Origin of the sequence: Streptomyces sp. QH1-20 (assembly GCF_041283565.1) — a bacterium.
GTDB classification, from domain to species: domain Bacteria; phylum Actinomycetota; class Actinomycetes; order Streptomycetales; family Streptomycetaceae; genus Streptomyces; species Streptomyces syringius.
The window spans coordinates 38591-62266 of record NZ_CP166299.1 but is presented as its reverse complement, the minus strand read 5'-3'; the positions used below and the strand labels follow the sequence as shown (position 1 = coordinate 62266).

The 23676-nt window shown below is 69.2% G+C and carries 23 protein-coding genes and 1 pseudogene; 11 read left to right on the top strand and 13 right to left on the bottom strand.

Annotation, left to right across the window (positions count from 1 at the left end):
- Positions 1-113 precede the first annotated feature (113 nt).
- On the top strand, positions 114-869 hold the full coding sequence (locus AB8O64_RS00280) for a hypothetical protein (protein WP_370417056.1): 756 nt from the start codon (positions 114-116) through the stop codon (positions 867-869).
- A 60-nt stretch (positions 870-929) separates the two neighbouring features.
- Here AB8O64_RS00280 and AB8O64_RS00275 read toward each other — a convergent pair whose 3' ends face one another.
- The 3 genes and pseudogenes from AB8O64_RS00275 to AB8O64_RS00265 form a co-directional block, all read right to left on the bottom strand.
- Positions 930-1784 (bottom strand): endo alpha-1,4 polygalactosaminidase, encoded by an 855-nt coding sequence (locus tag AB8O64_RS00275; RefSeq protein ID WP_370417054.1) that lies wholly within the window; start codon positions 1782-1784, stop codon positions 930-932.
- 143 nt (positions 1785-1927) lie between these two features.
- Entirely contained in the window at positions 1928-2356 is a 429-nt protein-coding gene (locus tag AB8O64_RS00270; protein ID WP_370417053.1) for an NmrA family NAD(P)-binding protein, read from the bottom strand.
- Between the two features lies 1 nt (position 2357).
- Positions 2358-2429: pseudogene (locus AB8O64_RS00265) on the bottom strand (hypothetical protein); the annotation flags it as partial.
- A gap of 38 nt (positions 2430-2467) precedes the next feature.
- Between AB8O64_RS00265 and AB8O64_RS00260 the strand changes: the two are divergent.
- Positions 2468-2812, top strand: coding sequence for a MarR family transcriptional regulator (locus tag AB8O64_RS00260; protein ID WP_370417052.1), 345 nt, complete (start codon positions 2468-2470; stop codon positions 2810-2812).
- A gap of 145 nt (positions 2813-2957) precedes the next feature.
- Here AB8O64_RS00260 and AB8O64_RS00255 read toward each other — a convergent pair whose 3' ends face one another.
- Both AB8O64_RS00255 and AB8O64_RS00250 read right to left on the bottom strand, forming a co-directional pair.
- Positions 2958-3437 (bottom strand): MarR family winged helix-turn-helix transcriptional regulator, encoded by a 480-nt coding sequence (locus AB8O64_RS00255; protein ID WP_370417050.1) that lies wholly within the window; start codon positions 3435-3437, stop codon positions 2958-2960.
- 94 nt (positions 3438-3531) lie between these two features.
- Positions 3532-3900, bottom strand: a complete 369-nt coding sequence (locus tag AB8O64_RS00250; RefSeq protein ID WP_356453676.1) for a hypothetical protein — start codon at positions 3898-3900, stop codon at positions 3532-3534.
- A gap of 436 nt (positions 3901-4336) precedes the next feature.
- Between AB8O64_RS00250 and AB8O64_RS00245 the strand changes: the two genes are divergently transcribed.
- Positions 4337-5632, top strand: a complete 1296-nt coding sequence (locus AB8O64_RS00245) for a wax ester/triacylglycerol synthase domain-containing protein (RefSeq protein ID WP_370417048.1) — start codon at positions 4337-4339, stop codon at positions 5630-5632.
- A gap of 77 nt (positions 5633-5709) precedes the next feature.
- Entirely contained in the window at positions 5710-6540 is an 831-nt protein-coding gene (nadE, locus tag AB8O64_RS00240; protein WP_370417047.1) for an ammonia-dependent NAD(+) synthetase, read from the top strand.
- Positions 6541-6675: 135 nt separating this feature from the next.
- Here nadE and AB8O64_RS00235 read toward each other — a convergent pair whose 3' ends face one another.
- Positions 6676-8322, bottom strand: coding sequence for a flavin-containing monooxygenase (locus AB8O64_RS00235; protein ID WP_370417045.1), 1647 nt, complete (start codon positions 8320-8322; stop codon positions 6676-6678).
- Positions 8323-8736: 414 nt separating this feature from the next.
- Between AB8O64_RS00235 and AB8O64_RS00230 the strand changes: the two genes are divergently transcribed.
- Positions 8737-9954, top strand: coding sequence for a glycosyltransferase (locus tag AB8O64_RS00230; RefSeq protein ID WP_370417044.1), 1218 nt, complete (start codon positions 8737-8739; stop codon positions 9952-9954).
- 256 nt (positions 9955-10210) lie between these two features.
- Here the strand turns inward: AB8O64_RS00230 and AB8O64_RS00225 are convergent, their stop codons facing one another.
- On the bottom strand, positions 10211-12598 hold the full coding sequence (locus AB8O64_RS00225; RefSeq protein WP_370417042.1) for an ATP-binding cassette domain-containing protein: 2388 nt from the start codon (positions 12596-12598) through the stop codon (positions 10211-10213).
- Between the two features lie 332 nt (positions 12599-12930).
- On the opposite strand from AB8O64_RS00225, the gene AB8O64_RS00220 reads away from it, so the two are divergent.
- Positions 12931-13314 carry a VOC family protein gene (locus AB8O64_RS00220; protein WP_365374434.1) on the top strand — a complete coding sequence of 128 codons (384 nt, stop codon included), beginning with the start codon at positions 12931-12933 and terminating at the stop codon, positions 13312-13314.
- Positions 13315-13393: 79 nt separating this feature from the next.
- Here the strand turns inward: AB8O64_RS00220 and AB8O64_RS00215 are convergent, their stop codons facing one another.
- The gene (locus tag AB8O64_RS00215; protein ID WP_370417040.1) at positions 13394-14548 is read right to left on the bottom strand and encodes an FAD-dependent oxidoreductase; all 1155 of its coding nucleotides are present in this window, start codon (positions 14546-14548) and stop codon (positions 13394-13396) included.
- 143 nt (positions 14549-14691) lie between these two features.
- Between AB8O64_RS00215 and AB8O64_RS00210 the strand changes: the two genes are divergently transcribed.
- Positions 14692-15324 carry a TetR/AcrR family transcriptional regulator gene (locus AB8O64_RS00210; protein ID WP_370417039.1) on the top strand — a complete coding sequence of 211 codons (633 nt, stop codon included), beginning with the start codon at positions 14692-14694 and terminating at the stop codon, positions 15322-15324.
- Positions 15325-15485: 161 nt separating this feature from the next.
- Here AB8O64_RS00210 and AB8O64_RS00205 read toward each other — a convergent pair whose 3' ends face one another.
- The 3 genes from AB8O64_RS00205 to AB8O64_RS00195 form a co-directional block, all read right to left on the bottom strand.
- Positions 15486-15800, bottom strand: coding sequence for a hypothetical protein (locus tag AB8O64_RS00205; protein ID WP_370417037.1), 315 nt, complete (start codon positions 15798-15800; stop codon positions 15486-15488).
- 182 nt (positions 15801-15982) lie between these two features.
- A complete protein-coding gene (locus tag AB8O64_RS00200; protein ID WP_370417035.1) occupies positions 15983-16516 on the bottom strand; it encodes a hypothetical protein in 534 nt (177 codons plus the stop codon).
- 149 nt (positions 16517-16665) lie between these two features.
- Positions 16666-17487 carry a lipase family protein gene (locus AB8O64_RS00195; RefSeq protein WP_370417034.1) on the bottom strand — a complete coding sequence of 274 codons (822 nt, stop codon included), beginning with the start codon at positions 17485-17487 and terminating at the stop codon, positions 16666-16668.
- Positions 17488-18007: 520 nt separating this feature from the next.
- Here AB8O64_RS00195 and AB8O64_RS00190 point away from each other — a divergent pair.
- Positions 18008-18568, top strand: coding sequence for a hypothetical protein (locus AB8O64_RS00190; RefSeq protein WP_370417032.1), 561 nt, complete (start codon positions 18008-18010; stop codon positions 18566-18568).
- 118 nt (positions 18569-18686) lie between these two features.
- Here AB8O64_RS00190 and AB8O64_RS00185 read toward each other — a convergent pair whose 3' ends face one another.
- The gene (locus tag AB8O64_RS00185) at positions 18687-19142 is read right to left on the bottom strand and encodes an SRPBCC family protein (RefSeq protein WP_370417030.1); all 456 of its coding nucleotides are present in this window, start codon (positions 19140-19142) and stop codon (positions 18687-18689) included.
- A 154-nt stretch (positions 19143-19296) separates the two neighbouring features.
- Positions 19297-20016, bottom strand: a complete 720-nt coding sequence (locus AB8O64_RS00180) for a DUF998 domain-containing protein (RefSeq protein ID WP_370417028.1) — start codon at positions 20014-20016, stop codon at positions 19297-19299.
- Positions 20017-20617: 601 nt separating this feature from the next.
- Between AB8O64_RS00180 and AB8O64_RS00175 the strand changes: the two genes are divergently transcribed.
- The 3 genes from AB8O64_RS00175 (at position 20618) to AB8O64_RS00165 (ending at position 23660) form a co-directional block, all read left to right on the top strand.
- Positions 20618-21532, top strand: a complete 915-nt coding sequence (locus tag AB8O64_RS00175; protein ID WP_370417026.1) for an aldo/keto reductase — start codon at positions 20618-20620, stop codon at positions 21530-21532.
- 104 nt (positions 21533-21636) lie between these two features.
- Positions 21637-22293: a TetR/AcrR family transcriptional regulator gene (locus AB8O64_RS00170; RefSeq protein ID WP_370417024.1), complete on the top strand. Its 657-nt coding sequence runs from the start codon at positions 21637-21639 to the stop codon at positions 22291-22293.
- Positions 22290-23660 carry a phenylacetate--CoA ligase family protein gene (locus AB8O64_RS00165; protein ID WP_370417023.1) on the top strand — a complete coding sequence of 457 codons (1371 nt, stop codon included), beginning with the start codon at positions 22290-22292 and terminating at the stop codon, positions 23658-23660. Before AB8O64_RS00170 ends, AB8O64_RS00165 begins: the two co-directional genes overlap by 4 nt.
- Positions 23661-23676 lie beyond the last annotated feature (16 nt).

The window sequence follows — 23676 nt, the reverse complement described above, 5'->3', positions numbered from 1 at the left end:
GGTGCGCGACGCGCGAGGATGCGCTCCGGCCCTGGGATCACCCGGAGCCGCCGTCGAGCACTGGAGGTTGACCGGTCGTGCACCGAAGACTGTTACGAGGCGTACTGCACAGTGTGATCGCGACGCTGTTCGCCTGCACCGGACATGTGCTGCTCTCTCCCGCCGCACACGCCGCAGCCGCGTGCGCGGGCGACAGCAACGCTAGGGGCCTCGCTTCCCGGCCCGCTCCGGGAAGCCTGGTGTCGGTGACGCGGGCCGACGGGCGGGTCGAGCATTTCCAGCAGTTCTACGACGACTCCTCGACGAGCGGCCTGCCCTTCGTCTGGCACCGGGCACAGGACGTGGCCGGCGGCCCCTACGGCGACTGGGCGCGGATCAGCGCCGTCCCCGCCGGGCCGAAGCTCTACCAGGTGACTGCCGCCGAGAACAGCATCGGCGGGCTGGAGGCGTTCATCCCCTCGTACGGCCGCTTCTGCCACACCGTGCTGCCCGTGCCCGGCAGCCGATGGGGCCCGCCGGAGGACTTCGGCCTGCAGCCGGCTCCGTACCACGGCGGCATCGTGCTGTTCAAGGAACGCGACGGGCGTCTGCACGCCTTCGCCTCCAGCGGCAGCCCCTACTCCTCGATGGACGTACGCAGCCAGTACAGCTCTTCCGGAAGCCACTGGGCGGACATGCGGTCGCTCGGGAAGGCCCCCGAGGCGAACGTGGGGCTGGGCGCGCCGACATCGGTCACCCAACTCGCCGACGGGCGGCTGCACATCGTCGCCCGCGAATGGAACCGCGACCGCTACTGGCAGACCACCGAGCGGGATCGCTTCCTGTCCTGGGAGCCGTGGCGGATGTGCGCGGATGCCACGTGCACGTGAGCTCGTGAGGAAGCGGGAGCGGCTTCGGCTGTGGTGACGGGCACTCACCGCGTGAGAGGCTCAGCAGGACTGGTAGGTGTAGCCCTCAGTACCGGCAGGACGGACGTCGCGGTCGCGCAGGGTGATGGACAGGTCCTTCCCCCAGGCCCGGCAGGCGGCGGCAAAGTCCCGCTTCGCGTACTCGATGTCGAAGACCCTGGCCCCGTAGGCGTCGCTGAAATCGGGGCACTCCTTGTAACGTCCGCATTCTTCGACCACGGCGAAGTCGAAGCCGATGCGGGCGCGCTGGGGGAGCAGGTCAGCGGTGTTCTTCTGAGCAATGGCCAAGTGCCGCTGGTGCGCGCGATCGGCCAGGAGCTGGGCGAACGCGGCCGCGTGCTGGGGGGTGAGCTTGCCTTCGGACCGCTCGTAGGAATCGAGATTGTCCGGTTCCACCGCGTCGTAATGCGCTGCTGCGCAGCCGTCGATCCAGGGGCCGACGATGTTCATGAGCGCTTTGCGTTTGGCCGGGGTGGATATGTCGAGCAGGGGCTCGGACCAGTCCTCATCGACGACCAGGTCTCCGTCGTCGTTCTTCAGGAGCAGCTCCGGGTGGTGTTTCTTCCACCAGGTGACGGCTTCACCGGGCTGCGTCTGGAAGGCGTTGACGTAGCAAATGTTGTAGAGACCGTCGACGGGCTCGGCCTCGCGATCGCGGGACACGGCTCGGACCTTGCCGGGAGGCGGGTACGCGCCACCGAGCTGGTAGTCGAAGGCCGCGTTCGCGGCGGGCACCCGAACTTTCTTCGGGGCGCCGGTGCGGGACGGCTTCCGGGGGCTGTCGCCCTCTTGCGATCCGGTGGTGGAACAAGCTGTGGCAAGGGCTACGGACAGGATCACGACGGTGAGAGCGACGCGGGAAGGGAGATGGGTCACGGAGGCAGCCTACGGTCGGGCCGTCCGGCGGACGAGTTGCCCGGGGAAGCCGGGAGCTGGGGAGCCGTGGGCCGACGCTTGGCGTCCGCGCCCTGGGGCAGGGGACGTCACTGATGCGCGGGTGCGGGGGACAGGAGTGTGGATCAGTCCTGACCGGCGGCCCAGTCGGCGAAGCTGTGCCAGCCGATGTCGGGGTGGTCGCGTCGCAGGCGGGCGACGTCCGCATCAAGGCCGCTGGTGGTGAAGTAGTCGCACATGGCCGCCAGGCCGGCGGATCGGGCCCGGACGTCGGGCAGAGGCACCTCTTGGGTGATCGGGCGGCCGATTGCCGCCGCGAGGATCCAGCCTCCGGCGTAATTGTCCATGAAGGCCGCCGAGGCTGTCCCTGTCCAGGGCACGCCCGCTGCGCGCAGGTGCTGCTCGACCAGGTGCTTGCACTCATAGTGCGGGACACCGGTGTCGCGGTCGGCGTGGGCGACGGAGGCGAGCACGATGTGCCCGAGCCCCGGCGGCTGCGGCGGCGTCGAGAGAGGCGCGATCGTCGAAATCGGCGTGGCGTACCTCGGCGCCAAGGGCGCGCAGTGTGTCGGCGGCAGGCGAGTCAGGGCGGCGGGTGAGCGCACGGACCTGGTGGCCGGCGTCCAGTAGATCACCTGGGGGTGCACCCGACCGATGTGCAGGCGTTGAGTTTGCCGTCAGCCGCCCCCGGGCCGCTGACGGTCAAGCAGATCGCCGACACGACGGGCCTGACCACGGGCTGCGCCACACGGCTGGTGGACCGGCTCGAACGAGGGGCTACGTGGTCCGCGTACCCGACCAGCAGGACCGTCGCCGCGTGCTGGTCACCCCGGTGGCCGATCGTCGCCCGTGTCACGGCCGTGTGGGACGAGCTCGGCCAGGCCTGGCAGACGCTCCTCGACGGCCACACCGAGGACGAGCTCGAGGTGATCACCCGTCACATGCGACAGGCACACGAACTCAGCCACGACCAGATGCGGCACCTGCGCTCCCGGCCGAAGCCGGACTGAGCAGGCACCAGCCGGGGCAGCACTGATCGACACGGGACGGGCAGACATCCCGTTGGCCGGCTCCGCCGGGAGGGCCCAGCGGCACAAGCCCCCTGCCGGTCCGCCCCCCGGGGTGCGCGGCGAGCCCTCGGCCGAGCCGGGCACGCTACGCCTGTGCGGCTTTCGCCTCCACGTTGCGGATCATGCGCTGCAGGACGGACAGCGCGATCACGTACTCCTCGTCCGGGATGCCCTCGTGGATCTCGGCCCGCAGTTCGTCGACGAGCTTCTTGATGCGGCCCTGTGCCTCCCGCCCGGTGTCCGTGAGGCGGAGACGTTCGGTGGCGTCGGCGGCGAGCCAACCGCGGGCGAGGAGGCCATCGGCGGCGCGGCCGACCATTTCCTCGCCGTTGTCGACGAAGCCGCCCAGTCGGACCCGGAGCTCGTCGCGGGTGAGGCCTTCGTCGGCACCGCTGACGTGGTTGATCACCCACCAATGCGGCTGGGTGATGTCCAGCCGCGCCATCGCGCTCTGGATGTGCTGGAGGACCGCCTTGCTGGCCACCGTGGACCAGTACCCGATCGGCTGCGTGGCCACGGGGGTGCTGTCGGGGTTCGCGGGTGCGGTTGTCGCTGTCGTCGTCATGGGCAGGACGCTAGGAGCTCAACCGCACTTGAGGTCAACGGCTCCGGCCCGCGGGTGATGCACACCACGGGGGGCGTCGCTTCGGCGCCCCGGGTCAGGAGACGCGCTTCAGCTGCCATGCGTTGTGGTTGAGGCTGGGGGTCGCCGAGTAGCGGCAGCTGCTGCTGTAATACGAGCTTGTCTGGACCCAGCCCGCGGGCTGGTAGGTGGAGGCACAGGCCTGGACCACGGTGCCGACAGGCAGCCCGGTGAGCTGCTTTATCTGCTTGATGTTCGGGCTGAAGCTCTGCGTGCCGCAGCTGCTGCTGTAGCCCCAGCTGACGTCGACGAAGCCGGTCGGGGTGAGAACGCTCGCGCAGGAGGTCGTGACATCTCCGGGAGCGGCGTGGGCGGGCGCGGCGGTCAGGGCGAACATCGCTGCGGCGCCGACGAGGGCCATACCGGCGGTGCGAAAACGAGTCATGGGTGATGGCTCCTTTTGATCACGGCGGCCGGTCAGGCCGAGAAGCCATTCCTACGGGGTGGCGATCAGTTTCTGATAGCGACTTTCAAGCCTAAAGACGGTCACGCGGCGGGGAGGCGGACGGCTACGAACTCATCCCCGCACTACGCCCGATCCGCACCCGGGACGCAGCCCCGCGGACATCCTCCTGCTCGCCGGCACCGGAAGGCACCCTCACGGCCTGTCATCCGCATATTCCTTGCCCCCTCTGTTAGCTTGCGGTCCATCACCGCCCGATGTGCCTCGCCACTCCTCCCTCCTACCGGCGGGCTGAAACTGACCGCGCGCCCCGTTCGCCGAGAGTGACGAGAGGTAGCGCCTGTCCTGCCCCTCCTTCCACCGTGTAGGCGTGCAAATGCGGCACCTGCTTCCAGCCCCCTCACCGGTTCGCAGTCAAATGAAGCCCTCCGTTCCGCCGCTGCGGAACGCGGACGCTCCCGCTGTACCCGGAGTCGCCGACAGGCTTTTCATCCACTACGACCGCACCGTCGCCTTCGGCTTCGTCCTCGATATTGACGGAGCGCCACCGGGCATCGACGCCTTGAGGGAACACCTCCGACACCGCACCGGGCCCCTCGCGGCGCTGCATCTGTTGCCGCACCGTGCCTCCTCGGGCTGGCAACCCGTCGGCCGCCCTCTGGATCTGACCGTGCACGTCAGGCAAGGCCCCGACAATCCTTCCGGGCGCGCACGCGACGAGCTGACCAATGAGCTGATCCGCGAGGACCTGCCCCAGCCACCCCACCCGCCCTGGGACATGTGGCTGCTCACGAACCAGGAACACCCCTCGTACCGCATCTGCTTCCGTATGGACCACGCCCTGTGCGACGGCGTCGGCGCTGCCTATTACCTCGCGGCTCTCCTGGCCGACCAGGAGCTGCCTGCTCCGCACCTGCACCGGCCCGCTCGGCCCACCCTGGCAGCTGCCTCCCGCTTCGCCCGTAACTACCTCCGCCGCCAGCCGCGCGGCCGGGCGTGGCCGGACCTGTCCGCCGACTACCCAGGCGGCGCCCGGATCGCATATGTGGACGTACCGGATGACCGCCTCCTTGCCCTGGCCCGTGCATGGGGAGTGACGGTCAACGACGTGTACCTCACGGCCCTGGCTCTTGCCCTGTCCGTCTGGCACAGCCGGGAGTTCCCCGAGTCTCCCTTTCTTGGGCTGACGGCAGCGGTTCCCCTGTCGGTCCGGGCATCCGGGAACGAGGGCGCGCCCGGCAACCACGTGGTTTCCATGGACCTCGCCCTGCCCCGCTCACCATCCGACCCCCGGCACTGCCTTGAGGCCGTCCTGAAGCAAACTCGTCAAGCTGCCCACACCGGGTACCGCGACACGGCCCACTTCTTGATCGAGCGCGTGCTCTCCCCATGGCTCACGCGTCCGAACCCGCCCCCGCGTCACGCGTTGACCGCCACTCACCTCAAGCTTCCGTCGCCCTGGACCGTTTTCGGCTCCTCTCTTACCGCGGCCGGCCTGTTCTGCGTTCCGGCCGGGAAAATGCCCTGCTACGTATCACTGACCAGGACGGCGGCCATCGCCAGGCTCGGCGTGGTCCACGACCGGCGCAGCCCCGGTGCGACCAGGCTGCCCGAGCTGTGGAGGAATGCGTTGAGCGAACTGGAAAGCCAGGTGGACCGCCCGGCCGGCGAGCCCGCGACCGGCGCCTGCTCTCCCTCTCCGGCATCGCCCTGAGCCGGGCACCCTTGAACCGGACACCCTTAAGTAGGGTGGGCGCGACAACACATCGTGAACCGGAACAAGGAGCAGACGTGAGCGAGCCGGCGTCCATCGCCCTGCAGCAGGAGATAGCCCGGGAACTCCAGGTCGCCGAGACCTTCGAGGCAGAGCGCGAGGTCGAGCGCCGGGTGGCCTTCCTCGCCGAGCGACTGACCTCCACCGGTCTGCGCTCCCTCGTGCTCGGCATCAGCGGCGGCGTCGACTCCACCACCACCGGTCGGCTGTGCCAGCTCGCCGTCGAGCGGGCCCGGGCCGCCGGGCACGAGGCGCGGTTCTACGCGATGCGGCTGCCCTACGGCGTCCAGGCCGACGAGCACGACGCCCAGCTCGCGCTCTCCTTCATCCGGGCCGACCACGTGCTGACCGTGGACATCAAGCCCGCCAGCGACGCCGCGCTCGAGGCCTCGCTGGCCGCCGGGGTGAGCTTCCGCGACGACCACCACCAGGACTTCGTACACGGCAACATCAAGGCCCGGCAGCGCATGATCGCCCAGTACGCCGTGGCCGGCGCGCACGACGGCCTGGTCGTCGGCACCGACCACGCCGCCGAGGCGGTCTCCGGCTTCTTCACCAAGTTCGGCGACGGCGCCGCCGACCTGGTCCCGCTGACCGGCCTGACCAAGCGCCGGGTGCGCGCCGTCGCGGACGCCCTGGGCGCCCCCGCCGAGCTGGTGTGGAAGACCCCGACGGCCGACCTGGAGACCCTCGACCCGGGCAAGGCCGACGAGGACGCCCTCGGGGTCACCTACGACGACATCGACGACTTCCTGGAAGGCAAGCCGGTGGACGAGCGGGCCTTCGAAGCGATCGTCCGCCGCTACCGCGTCACCGACCACAAGCGTCAGCTGCCCGTCGGTCCCTGAACAGCGGTGCGGTAGGTGTTACGGGAGGCTCACCGGACGAGCCTGCGGTGCCGCCGCGACCCGGCTGCGGCTGAACGGGCTGCCTGGCCGGAGTGGCCGGGCAGCCCGCTCGGACCCGCGCCCAGGGAGCGGGTCTCAGGAAGCGCCGCCGGACAGGGCGAAGCCGCGGTACCCGTCCCGGGCGGCCGCGTCGCACTCCGCCCGGTACCGGTCCGCGCCGCCCGTGTAGGCCAGGAACACGCGCGGCTTGCCCGGCACGTTCGCCCCCGTGTACCAGGAGGCGACATCCGGGTAGAGGGTCCGGGAGGCGAGATCGGCGACGTGGGCGCACCAGTCCTCCTCGGCGTGCGGGGTGGCGTCGATCTCGGTGAGGCCGTTCCGCCGCAGGTGGGCGATGCAGTCGGTGATCCACTCCACATGCTGTTCGATGGAAACCACCGCGTTGCTGAGCACCGACGGGCTGAGCGGACCGATGACCGTGAAGAGGTTCGGGAAGCCGGCCGAGAGCAGGCCCAGGTGATTCCGGGGGCCGGCGGCCCACTTCTCCCTGAGAGTGGTGCCACCCTTGCCGACGATGTCCACGGCGACCTGGGATCCGGTCATGGCGTCGAAGCCGGTGGCGAAGACGATGACATCGACGGCGTGTTCCCGCTCCGAGGTCCTGACACCCCTCGGTGTGATCTCCACGATCGGGGTCCTGGTGAGGTCCACGACCCCCACGTGCGGCTTGTTGTAGGTGGCGTAGTAGTCGGTGTCCAGGCAGGGACGCTTGGTACCGAACGGGAAGGTCCGTGGTGAGAGCGTCTCGGCCGTCTCCGGGTCGGTGACGATCGACCGGATCTTGGACCTGACGAACTCGGCGACCGTCTCGTTGGCGGCCCGGTCGGCGAGGATGTCGGTGTACGTGCGCAGCAGACCGCTGAGCAGGCCCGAGCCCCAGCCCGCCTCATACGCGGCCGTGCGCTCCGCCTCGTCCACTTCCAGGGCCGACTGGGTCGGCAGCTCGAAGACGGTGCCGCCCCGGGACTTCCGCTGGGCGGCGCGGAACTCCGGATAGCGGGCCTTGAACGCGGCGGTCTCCTCGGCGGTCAGCGGCCGGTTCAGGGCCGGCAGTGCGTAGACCGGCGTGCGCTGGAAGACCGTGAGCGCGGTGGCCTGCTCGGCGAGGAGCGGGATGGCCTGGACGCCGGAACACCCGGTACCGATCACGGCGACCCGTCTGCCGCTGAGGTCGACGCCCTCATGCGGCCAGTCGGCGGTGTGCAGGGCCTGGCCGGCGAAGGTGTCGGCCCCTGGTATGTCCGGTTCCTTGACGGCCGACATGCAGCCCGTGGCCAGCACGACGAACCGAGTGGTGACCGTCTCCCCGGTGTCGGTGGTGACCTGCCAGATGTGACGGTCCTCGTCGTACACCGCCCGGGTCACCCGAGTGCGCAGGACGACGTCCTTGCGCAGGTCGAAGCGGTCGGCGACGTGATGGAGGTAGCGGAGGAGCTCCGGCTGAGTCGCGTACCGTTCGCTCCACTCCCACTCCTGGTCCAGTTCGGGCGAGAAGGAGAAGGAGTAGGCCGTGCTCTCGACATCGCAGCGGGCCCCGGGGTACCGGTTCCGGTACCACGTTCCGCCGATGTCGTCGCACGCTTCGAAGACGCGGGTGCGCAGGCCCAGTTCACGCAGTCGGTGCAGCTGGTAGAGGCCGGAGAAACCGGCCCCGACGACGACGGCGTCGAGCTGCGGGGTGACGGGGTCGGAGGGGGAAGAGGGCCGGGGGGCCGTGTGCATGCCGTTCTCCTGACAGGTGTCTCACGCCGGGTGGTACGGGCGGACGCGCGTCGGTGCCGACGGTCTCCGGTGCGCGACGCCGCGAACCCGTCCGGCGAGGCCCACCGGTGCCGGTGACCGGCTCCTTCGCGCGCTTCCCACAGGGGGACATCCTGGTTCACACCCTGGCCCTTGGGAAGACCCAGACCCCTGACCGGAGCCACCGCGGCCCGCACGGCCGGTCGCCGCCAACTCCGCCCCGCTCAGGGCGGATGTCTGGTGCCATGGCGGCAACCGGCGGAAGTTGAGGGAAAGAGGGAGGCCTCACTCCCTTCCATGATCAACATATAGCGCACCGGGGGCTTGCGGCAAGGCCCCGGTCGTACCGCACAATCACCCACCGAAGCCAGGACCTGCGGAAATGAGAATCACGACATGCGTGTGGTGTTGTCGACGTACGGGTCGCGCGGAAGCGTCGAACCCATGGCGGGACTCGCGGTGCGGTTGCGGGAACTCGGCGCCGAGGTGCGAGTGTGCGCGCCGCCGGACGAGGAGTTCGCGAAGCGCCTGTCCGAGGTCGGCGTGGAGATGGTGCCGACCGGACGGCCGGTGCGCCCGCTGGTGACCTCGGTGACGCCGGGGTCGGCGGTGGGCCTGGCGCAGCGTGCGGCCGAGTTGATGGCCGCGCAGTTCGACACCGTCGCCGCGGCGGCCGAGGGAGGTGATGCGCTGGTGGCGGCCGGGCCCTTGCCGGTCACCGCCGGTGCGCGGTCGGTGGCCGAGAAGCTGGGCATCCGCTACGTGCACGCGAGCCACCAGCCCGTCATCCTGCCGTCGCCGCACCGCCGCCCGCCTGGGCGGCGGGGCCGGCCGTTGCCGTCGGATGTGACCGACAACCGGGAGCTGTGGGACCTGGATGCCCAGATCGCGAACGCGATGTTCGGCGAGATGCTCAACACCCGACGGGCGTCGATCGGCCTGCCACCAGTGGAAAGCGTCCGGGACTACGCCTTCACCAGCCGCCCCTGGCTGGCCACGGACCCGATCCTGGCCCCGTGGCAGCATTCGGCGGACCTCGATGTGGTGCAGACCGGTGCGTGGGTCCTGATCGATGAACGCCCGCTTCCGGACGAGTTGATGAGGTTTCTGGACGCCGGCACACCGCCGGTGTACGTGGGCTTCGGCAGTCTGCCCATGCGCGACCCGGAAAACCTCGCCCGGGTGGCCATCGAGGCGATTCGCGCGCAGGGCCGCCGCGCGGTCGTCTCCCGAGGCTGGGCCGAACTGGCCCTGATCGACGACCAGGACGACTGCTTCGTCGTCGGCGAGGTCAACCACCAGGCACTGTTCCGCCGGGCGGCCGCCGTCGTGCACCACGGCGGCGCGGGGACCACGACGACCGCGACCCGGGCCGGCGCGCCTCAGGTGGTGGTCCCACAGGGGGCGGACCAGCCGTACTGGGCCGGCCGGGTGGCCGACCTGGGCATCGGCGCGGCACACGAGGATCCGACTCCGACCATCGAGTCCCTGTCAGCCTCGCTGAAGACTGCCCTGGCTCCCGAGACGCGCGCACGAGCAACCACCTTGGCCGGCTCGCTGCGCAGCGACGGGGCGACGGTGGCCGCGAAACTGCTGCTCGAAGCGGCCAGTTGAGAGGCCGTCGGCACCCGTGTGAACCACGTGGCATCGTCGGTCCAGGGACCATGCCCGGCGAGAATCGGGCGGGACACTCGGCCTGCCCATCGCAGCGCTCGGTCCCTCCACCGAGGTGCTGATCCGCCAAGTGAGGCGCTCAGTCACAGCTCGTGTGACTGAGCGCCAGACGTGGTTGTGGCCGCTCCGCCGTGACGCGTATGGCCGGAGCGCATGGGTCGAGACGAGAGAGCTCGTGTGCCCGCGAGGATCTCGGTCAGGCGCCCACGTAGGCCGCGAGGTGCTCGCCGGTGAGGGTGGAACGGGCGGCGGCGAGGTCGGCGGGTGTGCCCTCGAAGACGATCCGGCCGCCTTCGTGACCGGCGCCGGGGCCGAGGTCGATGATCCAGTCGGCGTGCGCCATGACCGCCTGGTGGTGCTCGATGACGACGACCGACTTGCCGGAGTCGACCAGCCGGTCGAGCAGGCCGAGCAGCTGCTCGACGTCGGCGAGGTGGAGGCCGGTGGTCGGCTCGTCGAGGACGTAGACACCGCCCTTCTCGGCCATGTGGGTGGCCAGCTTGAGCCGCTGCCGCTCGCCACCGGACAGCGTGGTGAGCGGCTGGCCGAGGCTGAGGTAGCCGAGCCCGACGTCGGCGAGCCGGTTGAGGATGCGATGCGCGGCCGGCGTGCGTGCCTCGCCGTCGCCGAAGAACTCCTCGGCCTCGGTCACCGACATCGCCAGTACCTCGCTGATGTCGCGGCCGCCGAGGTGGTATTCGAGAACCGCTGCCTGGTACCGCTTCCCCTCGCACTCCTCGCAGGGGGTGGAGACGCCGGCCATCATCGCGAGATCGGTGAAGATGACGCCGGCACCGTTGCAGGTGGGGCAGGCGCCCTCCGAGTTGGCGCTGAACAGCGCGGGCTTCACGCCGTTGGCCTTCGCGAACGCCTTGCGGATCGGGTCGAGCAGTCCGCTGTACGTCGCCGGATTGCTCCGCCGCGAACCGCGGATCGCCCCCTGGTCGACCGACACCACATCCGCGCCGGCGGGGATCGACCCGTGCACGAGCGAGCTCTTGCCGGAGCCGGCGACGCCGGTGATCACACACAGCACCCCGAGCGGGATATCGACATCGACGTTCCGCAGGTTGTGGGCGGTGGCACCACGGATCTCCAACGTGCCGGTGGACTTCCGCACCGTCTCCTTCAGGGAGGCCCGGTCGTCGAAATGGCGGCCGGTGATGGTGCCGCCGGACCGCAGCCCCTCGACGGTGCCCTCGAAGCAAACGGCGCCACCCGCTGTACCCGCGCCGGGACCGAGATCGACGACGTGGTCGGCGATCGCGATCGTCTCCGGTTTGTGCTCCACGACCAGCACCGTGTTGCCCTTGTCCCGCAGCCTGAGCAGCAAGCCGTTCATCCGCTGGATGTCGTGGGGGTGGAGGCCGACCGTCGGCTCGTCGAAGACGTAGGTGACATCGGTGAGCGAGGAGCCGAGGTGGCGGATCATCTTGACGCGCTGCGCCTCGCCGCCCGACAGCGTGCCCGACGGTCTCTCGAGCGAGAGGTAGCCGAGACCGATCTCCACGAACGAATCGAGAGTCTGCCCCAGCGCGGCGAGCAGCGGGGCCACCGACGGCTCCTTGAGCTCGCGGACCCATTCGGCCAGGTCACGGATCTCCATCGCGCAGGCATCGGCGATGCTCAACTTCTTGATCTTCGACGACCGGGCCCCCTCGCTGAGCCGGGTACCGTCGCACTCGGGGCAGACGCTGAACGTCATCGCCCGCTCCACAAAGGCGCGGATGTGCGGCTGCAGCGCGTCGATGTCCTTGGACAGGAACGACTTCTGGATCTTCGGGATCAGACCTGCGTACGTCAGGTTGACACCATCGACCTTGATCTTGGTCGGCTCCTTGTGGAGAAGGTCGTACAGCTCCTTCTTGGTGTACTTACGGATCGGCTTGTCCGGATCGAAGAAGCCGCAGCCGCGGAAGATGCGGCCGTACCAGCCGTCCATGCTGTAGCCGGGGATCGTGAGCGCGTCCTCGTTGAGCGACTTGCTGTCGTCGTAGAGCTGGGTGAGGTCGATGTCGGAGACCGTGCCCCGGCCTTCGCAGCGCGGACACATCCCACCGGTGCGGTGGAAGGTCGCCTTCACCGCCTTCTTCGCACCGCGCTCGACGGTGATCGCACCGCTCGCCCGGACCGAGGCGGTGTTGAAGGAGTACGCGCCGGGCGGGCCGATATGAGGCTTGCCGAGCCGACTGAAGAGGATGCGCAGCATCGCGTTGGCGTCGGTGGCGGTGCCGACCGTGGAACGGGGGTCGCCGCCCATCCGCTGCTGGTCGACGATGATCGCGGTCGTCAGCCCGTCCAGTACGTCGACCTCGGGCCGCGCCAGTGTCGGCATGAAGCCCTGCACGAAAGCGCTGTACGTCTCGTTGATCAGCCGCTGTGACTCCGCGGCGATCGTGTCGAAGACGAGTGAGCTCTTGCCCGAGCCGGAGACGCCGGTGAACACCGTCAGCCGGCGCTTCGGGATCTCGATGCTGACATCCTTGAGGTTGTTCACACGCGCGCCGTGGACGCGGATCAGATCGTGACTGTCGGCAGCGTGTGGCGCGGACGACCGTTCATGCGTCCTCTTGACCGTGCTCATCATGTCTCCATCTGTGAGGCGGGCCGCCCTCGCGGTGTCCGTCGGCGACGCCTGGCTCGATTCTCACCAGCTTCGAACAATACGTCTGTCGTTCTTCGCCGGCGCGGTATGGCAACGGTCCGCCGCATACCTGATCGGCGGTGCCGGCCGGGGTGGCGTGCCGCCTGTTACGCGTACGAACCGGCGCCCGCACCGACGTTGACCACGGTCCGCGCTGTGCCGAGGGCCCGAGCGATGACTGCCGCCGCCTCACGCCTCGCGTCTCGACGCGGCGGCTCATCCCGCACGCAGTTGACGGTCGGCTCCCAGGTTGCCCGCCTACACTGACGGGCATGGCATGCCGCATCAGTGAGTTGGTCATCGAAGCCGCCGACCCCGACCGGCTCGCCGCGTTCTGGAGCGAGGTCCTCGGCTATGTCGAACTCGACCGGGAGGACGACGGAAGCATCGAGATCGGGCCGCCCGACGTCGGCTTCGGCGGCCCGCAGCCCACCCTCATCCTCAGCCCCAGCAGCGCACCGCGGACCGGGAAGCTCCGACTGCACATCGACGTCAACGCCACCGACCGCGACCAGGACGCCGAGCTGGAGCGGCTGCTCGCTCTCGGCGCCAGGCCCGCCGACGTCGGCCAGACCGGCACCGAGAACTGGCACGTCCTGGCCGACCCGGAAGGCAACGAATTCTGCCTTCTGCACACCCGGCTGAAGCCCCTCTGACCTCGTGTGAAGCCCCTCTGACCACCTAACTGCCGTCGGCTGGTCCTCGCCGCACGTGCCCCGCGATGGCCGACCGTGCTCAGGCCTGCGGCTGACCGGGACGCCGCGACCCCGGGACGGGCTCCGGTTCCCCCTCGGGCGGCAGGAAGTGGCTGAGGCCCTGCGCGGTGCGTGTGGCCAGGTCCGCCGCGCGCGGCAGCATGACCTCCTCGTAGGCCCGTACCGCGGCGTCGGCGTCCGGGTGCGTGACGAGGGCCAAGGCGAGCTCGGCGCCGTCGAGGAGGGCGAGGTTGGCGCCGACGCCGAGCGGCGGCATCAGGTGGGCCGCGTCGCCCACCAGCGTCAGGCCGGGCACGTGGTCCCAGACAGGGGGTGTGGGCAGCGCGTACAGGGGCCGGTTGACGAATCCGCTGTCGCCGGCCCGCAGCAGGTACAGCAGGCTGTCGTGCCAGCCGTCGAACATGTCCAGCAAGTGGGCGCGCACGGCGGCGGTATCGGCGAAGTCGAGCCCGGCGGTGACGTACCAGTCCTCCGGGGCACGGAACATGGCGACGGCGTCGAGGTGACCGCCGCTGTTGCGCTGGGCCGTCAGCCCCTTGCTGCCGGACCGGGCGGACATGGTGCCGTCACCGACCAGCCGGGCGAACGCCGGATGACGGGTGTCGGAGTCGTGGAACCCGGTCCCGACGAAGCTGACACCCGTATAGCGCGGCACGGCGTCGGACAGCGCCGGACGGACGCGCGACCAGGCGCCGTCGGCGCCGACGACCAGGTCGAAGTCCTCTCCCGTGCCGTCCTCGAACAGCAGCCGGTGCGTGCCGTCGCCGTGGGGGACGACGCGGCTGACCGGACAGCCCCAGCGGACGGTTCCGGTCGTGAGGGAGTCGAGCAGCAGCCCGCGCAACTGCCCGCGGTCGATCTCCGGCCGGCCTGCGTGGCCGTCGGCGGGCCGGTCGACCTCCAGGACCTCGGCGGTGAAGGGGTCGAGCCGCCGCCACACCTCCCCCTCCGGCCGGGCCAGCGCGTGGAACTTGTCGAGCAAGCCCGCCTCGCGCAGCGCCTGTTGGCCGGTGGTGGTGTGGATGTCGAGCGTGCCGCCCTGCGTACGCGCGGCAGGGGACGCCTCGCGCTCGAAGACGGTGACGGACCAGCCGTGCAGTTGCAGGATGCGGGCACATATCAGCCCGCCGGGGCCGGCCCCGACGACAGCGATGCGAGCGGAAGTGGCGTTCACGAAAGACTCCTTCGGTGGCGGGAGGATGCGGAAGTGCGTGCCGGATGCGGCACTCTCACGAAAGCACACCCACTACGAAGGTGCAATCACTTAACTTTTTGCCTGACTCAACCTGAGGGGTGTCCGCGGGGTATGGTGTGCCGGTGAACGCACCGACCGGACGCCGCGAGCGCAAGAAGGCCCAGACCCGTAAGGCCCTGGCCGACGCCGCCTTGGAGCTCTTCCTCGACCGCGGCTACGACCAGGTCGGCGTGAAGGACGTGGCGGACGCCGCCGACGTGTCGGTGACCACGCTGTTCAAGCACTTCCCGTGCAAGGAGGCCCTGGTCTTCGACCTGGACGAGGACATCGAGGCGGCCCTCGTCGCCGCCGTGCGCGAGCGCGCGCCCGGAGTCTCCGTTCCGCAGGCCCTGCGGGAGCACCTGCTGACGGCGGTGGGCCCGCACACCCTGGTGCTGAGTCCGCACACCCTGATCCCCCATCCGCCGGGCGAGCAGACCGCAGGGACGAGACTGGCGGAGTTCAGCCGCATGGTGGAGGAGACTCCGGCACTGCGCGAGTACGCACACCGGATGTGGATGCGTCACGAAACAGCCCTGGCCCGGGCCATCGCCGAGGAGACCGGCGCCCCCGAGGACGACGCCGCCTGCGCCGCCCTGGCCCGCTTCGCCCTGAACGCCCCCCTCCTCGCCCGCAGCCACCCCGACCCGCACCGCGCCGCGAACGAGATCTTCGCTCTGCTCGAACGGGGCTGGGGCGATCCGACCGCCCGCTGACGGCTCCGGTGCCCCCTGTTGTGTCGGGAGCACCGTGCGGCCCCCGGGTACGCGCCCGAGGGTCCCTCCTTCCCGCCCACAGCCGGGAAGGAGGGACGTGATGCCACCGTTCCGTCCCCGGAACGGTCACGTTCGCGGTGACGGAACTTCGAACGGCAGCGTTACGGGTTGAAGATCACGCTGGAGAACGTCAGGCCTCGCGCCCCGTGCTGCCCCGGCCCCAGGCGGGTCGCTGTGCCCTTGCACTTCTTGCCCGAGTACACGACAAGCGACTTCTTCGTCTCGTTGTGCGGAGCCCGGGCTTCCTGTCCCATGTCGAGGCACTTGCGGTCCGGGGGGTTCTGGACCGAGTAGATCTTTCCCTTGGGCCCCTCCCAGATGAAATGGCCCCCTGCGGCGACCGCCGAGGCGGTGGCCAGTGAAACGGAGAGCACAAGCCCCCCGAAGGTGGCGACTCCGATGCGGAACAGGCGCATTACGGCTCCTTGAGGCGACGAGAAAATGGGCTGTCGATACGGACAACGACGTTCCCCGCCGAACGAAACTCGCCGAGCGGTATACGCTGCCCAGTCGCAGCAAGCCGCCTAGGGCCCAGCATCGGAAACCCCCCGAGCTGCAGCTGAGCGCTTCATATGACAGCCCTCGCCAACTGGAGCTCTCAAGAACAGGCGGGCTCTCCGGCCTGCACGGGGAGGGCGGTCGTCCGACGCCGGTAGTACGCGATGGCTGCCAGCGTCAATAGCGGCGCCCAGGCGAGCAGAGGGGCGTAACAGACGACGAGGAGCGCTTCCTGGGCCGCCGAATTCGTGATGCCGCCCGCCGTCATGTTTGAAGTCTGCAGGTAACCGACCCAACCGCACAGGCCGAACAGCGTGGCCGCGCCCAGCAGCGCCGGAATGACGGCGGCGAGTGGGCGCACCGTACGGCCGCCGATCAGCGGAATCCAGCGCGGCACGATTTCGCCCCACGGCTGCACCAGGCCGAGTGTCAGCAGGGCAAGCGCTTCGGAGACGACGGTCAGCGAGAGGACGTACAGCACACCCCAACCGGTTCGGACAGGCTCTCCGGCCACCGGAAGTCCGGCGACCAGGGCGACCCGCCACAAGCCCGACGGCAGAGTGATCAGCGGTACGGCGTAGGCGGCGAGTGCGGCCCAGCGCGGTACTCCAGGCAGTGCGTTGACTCTCAGCATGTGTTCCATGATCGTTCACGGGGGCATCGCCGGACCTCAGCCTCAGGGCCCGTCCCCCTCCGCCGAATGGGGGAGGGGATGCGCGTATGCCCAACACGCCGAGTGCCCCAACGCTCGGGCGGGGGCAAGCGGATCACGACCCGTGTCGATCAGGCGAGGTTGTGTTCCAAGGCGGCGATGTACTTCTTGATGGAATGATCACGCACGCCGTCGCTCGTCGGGGCGAACATGTCGGCGGTCATGCCCCTGACGCGATCGGTCAGTGTGCTGAATCGCGGTGTGGAATTGTGGACCTTGCCCGTGGAGTCGATGTAACGCAGGGTCTCGACGTGGGTGTAGGCGGGCTCGGGCGGCATTTGGGGCACGATGTCGTTGTTGTTGACGAACCGATAGAGCCGGTCCTTGAAGCCCTTGTTGCAGGCAGCCGCCAGGAGCCGGTCGCAGGTGCGCGGCTGCCCGAAGGTGTAGACACCGTCCGCACGCAGCCTCGGCTCCTCCAAATACATCCGGCATCCCGCGAGCATGGCCAGCGCGCCACCGAGACTGTGGCCGGTGAACCAGACCGTTTGCTCCTGGCGGCGTAGTTCGGCGAGGCTGTCGCGGACCGACGGGAAGACCGAGTCCAGTGCTTCGCCGAATCCGTAGTGGACGTACCCGGTCTTGGCCGGGCCCGGCCACGGCGGCGTGGTGACGTCGGACAGCCAGTCACGGATCTGTACCGGCTCCGTGCCACGGAACCCGATGATGATCATGTGATCGCTGGCCATCGTGTACGCCTGCGTGTCCTCGAGCGGGAAGGGTGGCGTGAACCGGGACTCGTGGTGGTGGACCTGGTCGAAGCCCCACTGCCCGGCCTGCCGATCGATGGTGGCCTCGTCCTTGTAGGCCAGGTCGGCGGCCTGGGCCATCCAGTAGGCGTGCTGCAGGCTGTAGCCGGCCGCGTGGTGATCGATCACTGGTGGAGCAGACACAGGTGGACCTCTCGGACAGGACAGCCGTGACGGCTGCTCAAGCGACTGGGGCGTCACCTGTCGTATCTGTCCGCGGCGGCACCTCCGATGCCGCCCCGCTTGCCCTTCACCCGGAAGGGGGCATAAGTGCCTGCGAAGAGGCCTGTCATTATGAAGGGCTTCCGGGCGTCAGGTCATTCAACGGCAGGAGCAAGCAGCCCTTCGAGCTGACCGACGAGCGGGGTGCCGCTGCCCTGCCGGACGTGGTGGCGGCCGATTCGCTGGACGGCTCGGTGCCGGCGCAGCCCCACGATGTGGCCGCGCTGGCCACCGCTAAGCGCGCCGTCCCGCACCGGGCCTTCGCTGTCGACTCAGCAGGCGGATCCGGCCGTCGCGGCCGCAGTCGACGTCAGCACCGCCGTCCGTTGCCGGTCGAGTTTCTCCGCGACACGGTCGCGGAGAAACTCGTGGCATCCTGGCCGAGACCACTGACAACCGCCGGGAGGTACGCCCGACGACTGAGCCGCCCGAGGAACAGTAATTGACCCCGTACTCTCTGGCGTTCTACGTGGACGTCATCACCACCGGCACCGTGCTCGGCCTGCGCCCCACGGACTCTCCCGACCGCGTCACCGAGGTCCTGGGGGCGGACTACGGTGAGAACCGATTCGGCGACCGCAGCATGTGCCGTGACTACGGCCTGACCGAATTCTACTGGGACCGCGCTTCCGTGGAACTTCCATGGGCGGGGCACCACTTCACCTTGCAGGTGCACAGACTGGCGTACCGGGGCCAGACGCTCAGGCTCACCCACGAGACGCTCCGCGCCCGGTACGGGCGATTCACCCCCAGGCTTCGATTCGAAAAGCTGCGGCGCCTGCTGGAGCGGCGCGGCGTCCCCCTGCTGGAGATCCCGGAAGCCCCGGCGAACGCACCGTACTACCGGACGTTCTGGCAGCCGGACTCCCAGGTTGCCGTCTCCGTCATCGGCAGCTATGGCGAGTACAGCACACCGGACAATCTGCGGGTCGGCGACGTGGACAGCATCCGCGCCGCCATGACCGCCGATGAAGTGGAGTGGCGTAGGGCACGGATCGGATAGCTGAGAGGCCTTGATGACCGCCGCCGGTCCAGCACCTGCCCGGGCGGCCTGCCCTCGGAGCGTCACCGCGGAGCTGTGAGATGGCATCGGCACCAAAGCAAGCCAGAGCGTTTGCTGCTCAGACTGGTTCTCTGGGTTGCCGGGGACAGCGTTCCACCACGTTGGCGAGGTTGCTGAGCATGCGGCGGTGGCGCAGTTGCAGCACGGCGTCCAAAGCGGTGTTGTGAAGCCGCGCGCTCGGCCCGCGCAGGGGGTGTTCGTCCATGGTGAGGAGGCTGTTGCGCTCCCACGGCTGGATCTGGATGGCGATCCTGACGGTTCCCAACCGGCCGCTGTCCACTTCGAGTTCGAGTCTGTGAGGTGGCTCGCAGCGGCGTACGTAGGTGTGGCCGCAGGCTGTCCACGGGCCGAGCCGGACGGTGTACTCGATCGAGGATCCGAGCTCGGGCCAGGTGCCCTGGGCGGGGGCTGACCTGGCGGTGCCCACAACCCATTCGTCGTAACGGGAACCGTCGGCGAGGACAGCCCAGACCGCCTCCGGGCTCCGCTCGATCAGTTGGTGCCGTACCGCCATGGGTCCTCCGGCGTCGAGGTGAACGGGGCTTCGTCGTTCAGCCGCCTCCAGCCTAAATCCGTCGGTGATTCCCGGCCTGCTGAGTCAGGCGGGGGCGAGGGCGGCACCCCGGAAGAATCGAACACATCTCCTGCGCGGTGCTGTCAACGACGGGCTACACAAGAGGGGTGGGGGCCTCCGTGGAGGCGGCACTCAGATGATGGCGCTGCTGGCGGAGATTGTCTGCGTTCGGCCGGGGGATGTACGTGACCGTCGGTGTTCCGGTAGCCGACTCGTCGTGGGCCAGCGGCCTGACCAGTGCTACCGCCAGGAGAGCGAACCATGTTCCCACCAGGATCAGGTGTGCCCGCTGCGGAATGCCATGCCAGCCCGGCCCGCCGAACAGGGGGCCAACCGTGGCCACCGCACACACCATGGCGCACGGCAGCAACCAGGGACCCCAGCGGCGGATCAATGGCCACCTGGGGCACCCGGCCTTGGCCGCGGCGCTGAGCAGTGCCATGGAGGAGAAGATCGCGAAGTGGACCAGTGCGCTGGTGGTCGTGTGCCACGGGTTCACAGCCTCACAGGCGCGTTCCACCGACGGCGCGCAGCGCATCGGCACGATGGTGTCGGCCACCGAGCACGCGGCGAAGGCAATCACTGCCCACCAGCCGGCAGCGGCCAGGCGGCCCGGCAGCGTGTACCGCGCCAGCAGTGCCCCTGCGGTCACGAGCAGCGCGCAGGCGACCTCGATCCCGCTGAACAGCCCTTGAAAGGGCTGGTCGGCTGCGTAGAGCTCACTTACGTACGAATGCCTGGGGTCCAGCCCTGTGGGCAGAAGGAACTCCAGAAGCCAGCCGTTGTAGGCCACCGCTGCCGTGCCCAGCAGCATCGCGGCCCACAGCCTGCGTCGGCGTCCGCACAAGCGCGGCGTCCTGTCGCACTCAGGGGCTTGGTGCATGGTTCTCCTCGAAGTCCTGGTCGCGTGTGGGAGGCGGAATCAGTGGTGGAGCTGTATGCGAGGTCGCCGACAGCGGCCAGTGTCCAAGACACCCTTCACAAAGAAACTCAACCCATCGAGCTACTGAGCCATCCGGGCGGCACAGTGCACCTTTTGGCGGAGAGCAGCCTTTTGTGCGTCGTCGGGGCAGTCGATGTGCAAAAGGCAGTGAAGACGGCATCTCCAGGCCCTGAGGCCTCCCGGACAACGAATGGCCAAGGAAAGGAGAGCTCCCACTCCGTGCGTCTCTCGACATTGAGCCGCACTGGGCCCAGCTGGCTACCCAAGCGGTTCGGCGCTGCCGTCAGCTGCTAAAGTACTGCTACACGCGAGCCTTCTCGGTGCGGACCTCGATCCGCCGGGAAGGCTTTTTTCATGCCCGGGTTCAGCCTGCCCCGGCCCTGGTGAACCCGTTTCGAAGGCCCTCGCCCCGCCGAGCGATCTGAACGCATCGCGGGTACCCGCCCCCTAGCAACAAGAGGAGATCCATCTCATGAGCCCACAAACGAATACAGCGGCAGCCTCAGGCACCAGTACGTGGCAACTCGGTGATCTGACCGTCAACCGCCTCGGGTTCGGCGCGATGCGCCTGACCGGTACCGCGCCCTTTGGTAACGGCGTGCCGCGTGACCGCGAGCAGGCGATCGGCGTGCTCCGGCGGGCGGTCGAGCTCGGCGTGAACCACATCGACACCGCCGCGTTCTACTTCTCGGCGACGCGTTCGGCCAACGAGCTGATCAACCGGGCGCTGGCACCATACCCGGAAGATCTGGTCATCACGACCAAGGTCTGGCCGGGACGCGGCCCCTCGGGCGAGTGGTGGTGGGCAACACCGGAGCAGTTGCGCGGACAAGTGGAAGAGAACCTGCGCCAACTCGGCCGCGATCACCTGGATGTGGTGAACCTGCGCGTGCCGCCGAGCCGGCGGACCGGCTCGATCGGTGAGCATCTTGGCGCGTTGGCCGAACTGCGCGATGCCGGACTGATCCGGCACCTCGGTATCTCCAACGTCACGTCCGAGCAACTGGCCGAGGCCCTGGCCATCGCCCCGGTGGTCTGCGTGCAGAACCCTTACGGGATCGGTGCGTCGAAGGAGGACCGGGCTCTCCTGCGGCTCTGCGGTGAACTCGGCCTCGCCTTTGTCCCGTTCTTCGCCATCGCCGGTTCCGGGCGCGAGACGGGCCCAGCGGCCCGGGACAGTGAGTCGGTGTCCGCCGTCGCTCGCGCGCATGGTGTGTCCGTCGCGCAGGTCCGCCTGGCCTGGACCTTGCACCAGGGGCCGCATGTGCTGGCTATCCCGGGGACCGGTGATCCGGACCACCTCGCGCAGAACATGGCAGCCGGCGCGCTACGGCTCTCGGAGGAGGAGATGGCACGCCTCACCTCACTGCAGCAGACCAGCGTATAGAGGGCCGTTCGCCCGGCCGGGCGCCGAAGTCTCTTGCTGCGCAACGAGGTTAGCTCTGGAGGTACTGGCATCCAATACAGAGCAGTGCTGTATTGTAAGTGTCCGTGAAGCTGGACAACGACAAGGGCGGACACGCCGCCGACACGCCGACCCCGTCCGCGCAGCCTCCCGGCCGGCCACGCAGCCGGGAGGCGGACGAGGCGATCCTCACCGCGGCACTCGACCTGCTGATCGAGCGGGGTGCCGGCTCGACCAGCATCGAGCAGGTGGCACGCCGCGCCGGGGTCACCCGCGCCACCGTGTACCGGCGGTTCCCGACCTTGACCGACCTGCTGGTAAGGGCGGTCGAATGGGAGTACCGAGACGTGGCCCCCGGCTCCCTGGACTGGCCGGACATCGACGGCATGATCACGGACTGGGCCGACCATCTCAGCCGGCCCCGCGCCCGCCGACTGATCCGCCGTCTCTACAGCACGGTGGACGACCTCCCCGAACTGCTGCGCGCCTATGACCGTGCTCATGGTCGCCACCGTGGCCGGGCGGTGCGTACCACCCTTGAACGGGCACGCGCGGCCGGACAACTCCCGCCGGGCAGCGACCTGGGGATCCTGCAACAGATACTCAGCGGCGCGGCGCTCCAGCACCTCGCTGCCTACCCCGACACCACCAGCGCGGAAGAGGTCAGGACCTATTTCTTCGCTGTCCTCGGACAGATAGGCCTCCCAGCCGTACCCGCCACCCGAAGGAGGACTGGTCAATGAGTGAGAGCACGGCATGGCTGGGGCGGGACATCCGTCGCGCCCGCAAGCAGGGCATGGCCGCGATCACCCGGCGGCAGCGTGATCGGTTAGCCGGCATGGTCGCCCATGCCCGCACCGCATCGCCGTACTACCGCGAGCTTTACCACGGCCTGCCCGAGCGAGTGGAGGATCCGGCCCTGCTGCCGGTCACCGACAAGAAGAAACTGATGGGGCGCTTCGACGACTGGGTGACCGACCGCGACATCACCCTGGAGAAGATACGCACGTTCGCAGACGACCCGGACCGGATCGGGCAGCGGTTCCTCGGAAAGTATCTGGTGGCCACCAGCTCGGGCACCAGCGGCCGACGCGGCCTGTTCGTTCTCGACGACCGGTACATGAACGTCGGCTCCGCGCTGACCTCCCGCGCACTCACCTCCTGGCTGGGACCGTCGGGCACCCTCCGGGCCACTGCCCGCGGCGGGCGTTTCGCCCAACTGGTCGCCGTCGGTGGGCACTACGCCGGATTCGCCGGGTACTCTCGCTTGATCCGCGAGGGTGGGTGGCGAGGCAAGCTGCTCCGCGCCTTCTCGGTGCAGACTCCGATGCCGCAGCTGGTCGCCCAGCTCAACGCCTACCAGCCCGCCATCGTCATCGGCTACAGCAGCACGATCATGCTGCTCACCGCCGAGCAGGAGGCCGGGCACCTGCACATCGCCCCGTTGTTGATCCAACCGGCCGGCGAGACGATGACCACGCGCGATACCGACCGTATCGCCGCCGCCTTCCGCACCACGGTCCGCACGATGTACGGCGCGACCGAGTGCACCTACCTCAGCCACAGCTGCGCGGACGGCTGGTACCACGTCAACAGCGACTGGGCCGTACTCGAACCGGTCGACGCCGACTACCGGCCCACCCCGCCCGGAGAGTTCTCGCACACCGTCCTGATCAGCAACCTCGCCAACCGTGTACAGCCGTTCCTGCGCTACGACCTCGGCGACAGCGCTCTGCTCCGCCCCGACCCCTGCCCCTGCGGCAACCCGCTGCCCGCCATCCGCGTGCAGGGCCGCGTCGGCGACTTCCTCACCTTCCCCACCGGTTGCGGCGACCACGTTCGCCTTGCCCCACTGGCCTTCGCCACCCTGTTCGACCGCATCCCAGGGGTCGAGCTGTTCCAGATCGAGCAGACCGCTCCGTCGACCCTGCGGGTACGCATACTCCCGCGTGTCGGAGTCGACTCGGACCGCGTGTGGCAGACCGCCCACAAGGAGCTGACCCACCTGCTCGCCGACAACAAGCTCGACCACATCACCGTCCAACGGGCCGAGGAGCCACCCCAGCAGGCGCCCGGCGGCAAGTACAGGACAGTCATCCCGCTCGTCTGACCGCCACCCCCGCTTC

Excerpts from the sequence above, each read along its gene's own strand:
- AB8O64_RS00250 (WP_356453676.1), bottom strand. The coding sequence starts at position 3,900 with ATGACTCGTTTTCGCACCGCCGGTATGGCCCTCGTCGGCGCCGCAGCG.
- AB8O64_RS00205 (WP_370417037.1), bottom strand. The coding sequence starts at position 15,800 with ATGCGCCTGTTCCGCATCGGAGTCGCCACCTTCGGGGGGCTTGTGCTC.
- AB8O64_RS00185 (WP_370417030.1), bottom strand. The coding sequence starts at position 19,142 with ATGGCGGTACGGCACCAACTGATCGAGCGGAGCCCGGAGGCGGTCTGG.
- AB8O64_RS00255 (WP_370417050.1), bottom strand. The coding sequence starts at position 3,437 with ATGACGACGACAGCGACAACCGCACCCGCGAACCCCGACAGCACCCCC.
- AB8O64_RS00175 (WP_370417026.1), top strand. The coding sequence starts at position 20,618 with ATGAGCCCACAAACGAATACAGCGGCAGCCTCAGGCACCAGTACGTGG.
- AB8O64_RS00180 (WP_370417028.1), bottom strand. The coding sequence starts at position 20,016 with ATGCTGCTGGGCACGGCAGCGGTGGCCTACAACGGCTGGCTTCTGGAG.
- AB8O64_RS00220 (WP_365374434.1), top strand. The coding sequence starts at position 12,931 with ATGGCATGCCGCATCAGTGAGTTGGTCATCGAAGCCGCCGACCCCGAC.
- AB8O64_RS00230 (WP_370417044.1), top strand. The coding sequence starts at position 8,737 with ATGCGTGTGGTGTTGTCGACGTACGGGTCGCGCGGAAGCGTCGAACCC.
- AB8O64_RS00200 (WP_370417035.1), bottom strand. The coding sequence starts at position 16,516 with ATGCTGAGAGTCAACGCACTGCCTGGAGTACCGCGCTGGGCCGCACTC.
- AB8O64_RS00245 (WP_370417048.1), top strand. The coding sequence starts at position 4,337 with ATGAAGCCCTCCGTTCCGCCGCTGCGGAACGCGGACGCTCCCGCTGTA.
- AB8O64_RS00235 (WP_370417045.1), bottom strand. The coding sequence starts at position 8,322 with ATGCACACGGCCCCCCGGCCCTCTTCCCCCTCCGACCCCGTCACCCCG.
- AB8O64_RS00225 (WP_370417042.1), bottom strand. The coding sequence starts at position 12,598 with ATGAGCACGGTCAAGAGGACGCATGAACGGTCGTCCGCGCCACACGCT.
- AB8O64_RS00165 (WP_370417023.1), top strand. The coding sequence starts at position 22,290 with ATGAGTGAGAGCACGGCATGGCTGGGGCGGGACATCCGTCGCGCCCGC.